The sequence below is a fragment of the Phenylobacterium sp. genome, from assembly GCF_028290885.1.
Taxonomy (GTDB): domain Bacteria; phylum Pseudomonadota; class Alphaproteobacteria; order Caulobacterales; family Caulobacteraceae; genus Phenylobacterium.
On the sequence record NZ_JAQGIZ010000267.1, the window covers coordinates 1 to 2,675 of the forward strand.

Below are 2,675 nucleotides of genomic sequence, written 5' to 3' on the forward strand. Positions count from 1 at the left end.
ACTCCCAGGCGCAGCGCCGCCCATTCCGGGCGCCAGGAGGAGACACCGATGCCCAAAGAGACGCCCGAACGCACGGCCCTGGCCCGCGCCGCCGAGCACGCCTTCGCCTGGCTCGACGGCCTGGACGACCGCTCGGTCGCCACTACCGCCTCGGTCGCCGAGCTCAGGTCGCGGCTGGGAAGGCCGCTGGCGCAGCAGGGCGCGCCGGCGACCCAGGTGATCGACGACCTGGTGGCCGACACCGAGGGCGGCATCCTGGGCTCGCAGGGCGGGCGGTTCTTCGGCTGGGTGATCGGCGGCGGCCTGCCCGCGGCCATGGCCGCCGACTGGCTGACCACGGTCTGGGACCAGAACGCCGGCATCCACGCCTGCGGCCCGGCGGCCTCGGTGGTCGAGGAGGTGGCAGCCGGCTGGCTCAGGGAGATCTTCGACCTGCCGCCGCAGACCGGCGTCGGCTTTGTCACCGGAACCCAGATGGCCCACATGACCTGCCTGGCCGCCGCTCGCCATGCCCTGTTGCGCGACCGCGGCTGGGACGTGGAGTGCAAGGGCCTGGCCGGCGCGCCGCCGATCCGCATTCTGGCCAACGCCGACCGGCACGGCTCCGTCGACCGTGCGGTGCGTTTCGTCGGCATCGGCTCGGACGCCATCGTCCCGCTACCGGTGGACAGCGACGGCCGCGTGACGCCGGAGACGCTCAGCGCGGCCCTCGCCGCCTCGGCCAACCCCGCCATCGTCGTCTTGCAGGCCGGCGAGCTGAACCGCGCCGCATTCGATCCCTTCGAGGTCCTGGCGCCGATCGCGCGCGCGGCCGGGGCCTGGACCCATGTGGACGGCGCCTTCGGCCTCTGGGCCAAGGCCAGCCCGCGCCACCGCGACCTGGTCCGCGGCCTGGAGCTCTGCGATTCCTGGACCACCGACGCCCACAAATACCTGAACGTGCCCTACGACTCCGGCCTGGCATTCGTGCGCGACGCCGAGGCGCACCGCGCGGCGATGACGCTCTCGACCAGCTACCTGCCGGCCGGGGCGGCGCGCGACCAGATCGACTGGAACCCGGAGTTCTCCCGCCGCGCGCGAGGCTTTGCGCTCTACGCCGCGCTTCGGGAGCTCGGCCGCGACGGCCTGGCCGAGCTGGTCGAGCGCACCTGTCGCCACGCCCAGGCGATCGTCACGGGCATCGGCGCGTTGGCCGGCGCCGTGCTGGTGGCGAACCCCGGCCTCAACCAGGGCCTGGTGCGGTTTCAGTCAAGAACGGCGGGCGCCACCGAGGCCGACCACGACCGGCGCACCGACGAGGTGATCGCGGCGATCAACGCTACCGGCGAGGCCTTCTTCGGCGGGGTCACCTGGCGCGGGCGCCGCTGCATGCGGGTCAGCGTCTGCAACTGGCGCACGAGCGAGGCCGACGTGGCCCGCGCCATCGCCGCCGTCCGCTCCGTCCTGGCCCTGGAAATGGTTGACTCCGTCAACTAATCCGCGCTCCTCTTCGTCGAAGGAGGATGCGCCATGGACGCTGAGACGCTGGACCCGGTCGCCGCCGTCCGCCGATTCAACCGCTTCTACACCCGCGCCATCGGCGTGCTGGAGAAGGGCTATCTCGGCACCCCCTACACCGTGGCCGAGGGCCGGGTGCTGTACGAGGTCGCCAAGGCCGACGGGATCACCGCCAGGGCGGTCGGCGAGATCACCGGCCTCGACACCGGCTACCTCAGCCGCATCGTGGCGCGGCTGGAGCGCGACGGCGTCATCGGGCGCGAGCGGTCGGCCAGAGACGGCCGCAGCACCGTCCTGCGGCTGACCGAGCGCGGCGGCGAGGTCTTCCCGCCGTTCGACCAGCGCTCCGCAGCGCTCGTCGAGGACATGATCGGCGCGCTATCGGCCGAGGGGCGCCGGCGGCTGACCGGCGCTATGGCCGAGGTGGAGGCGCTGCTAAACGCGCCGCCGGCTGGATCCGTCGTGCTGCGGCCCCACCGCATCGGCGACATGGGCTGGGTGACCGAGCGCCACGCGCTCGTCTACGCGCGGGAATACGGCTGGAACGGCCATATCGAGGCGGTGACCGCCCGCATCTGCGCCGACTTCCTCGACGGCCACGACCCGACCCGTGAGCGCTGCTGGATCGCCGAGCGAGACGGCCAGCGCCTGGGCTGCGTGTTCCTGGTGAAGGAGGAGATGGTGAAGGACGAGGCGTCCGAGGTGGCCAGGCTGCGCCTGCTGATGCTCGAGCCGTCCGCCCGCGGGCTCGGGCTCGGCAAGCGCCTGGTCGCCGAGTGCGTCGCCTTCGCCCGCGCCGCCGGCTACCGCGAGGTGGTGCTGTGGACCCACGCGGTGCTCACCGCCGCCCGGGCTATCTACGCCGCGCAAGGCTTCCAGCTGGAGGAAACCTGGACCCACGACGACTTCGGCGCGCCGGAAGTCAGCGAGACCTGGCGGCTGGCGCTGTAGTGGCTTCCCCCGGTACGGGGGAAGTGGCCCGACAGCCGCTTGGCTGGAGGGTCGATGGGGGGAAGTGAAAGCTGACGAAAGAATACTTCCCCCATTGTCGCCCGCCTGCGGCATTGGCGACATTTCCCCCGTACCGGGGGAAGACAGGAGACGCGCTCTTAGAGTTCGGCCAGCACCGCATCGGCCATTTCGACGGTCGTCAGCTTGCCGCCGAGGTCTGGCGTCCG

2 protein-coding genes are annotated in these 2,675 nt (G+C 72.2%); both read left to right on the forward strand.

What is annotated here, in order from left to right; translation table 11 throughout:
- Positions 1 to 48: 48 nt before the first annotated feature.
- Positions 49 to 1,476, forward strand: a complete 1,428-nt coding sequence (locus JWP28_RS17710) for a pyridoxal-dependent decarboxylase (RefSeq protein WP_299544998.1) — start codon at positions 49 to 51, stop codon at positions 1,474 to 1,476.
- Positions 1,477 to 1,509: 33 nt separating this feature from the next.
- Positions 1,510 to 2,448, forward strand: coding sequence for a helix-turn-helix domain-containing GNAT family N-acetyltransferase (locus tag JWP28_RS17715; protein ID WP_299545000.1), 939 nt, complete (start codon positions 1,510 to 1,512; stop codon positions 2,446 to 2,448).
- The last annotated feature ends 227 nt before the right edge of the window (positions 2,449 to 2,675 follow it).

What these genes read in the sequence shown, in the direction of transcription:
- JWP28_RS17710 (WP_299544998.1), top strand. Translation starts at nt 49, where the DNA reads ATGCCCAAAGAGACGCCCGAACGCACGGCCCTGGCCCGCGCCGCCGAG.
- JWP28_RS17715 (WP_299545000.1), top strand. Translation starts at nt 1,510, where the DNA reads ATGGACGCTGAGACGCTGGACCCGGTCGCCGCCGTCCGCCGATTCAAC.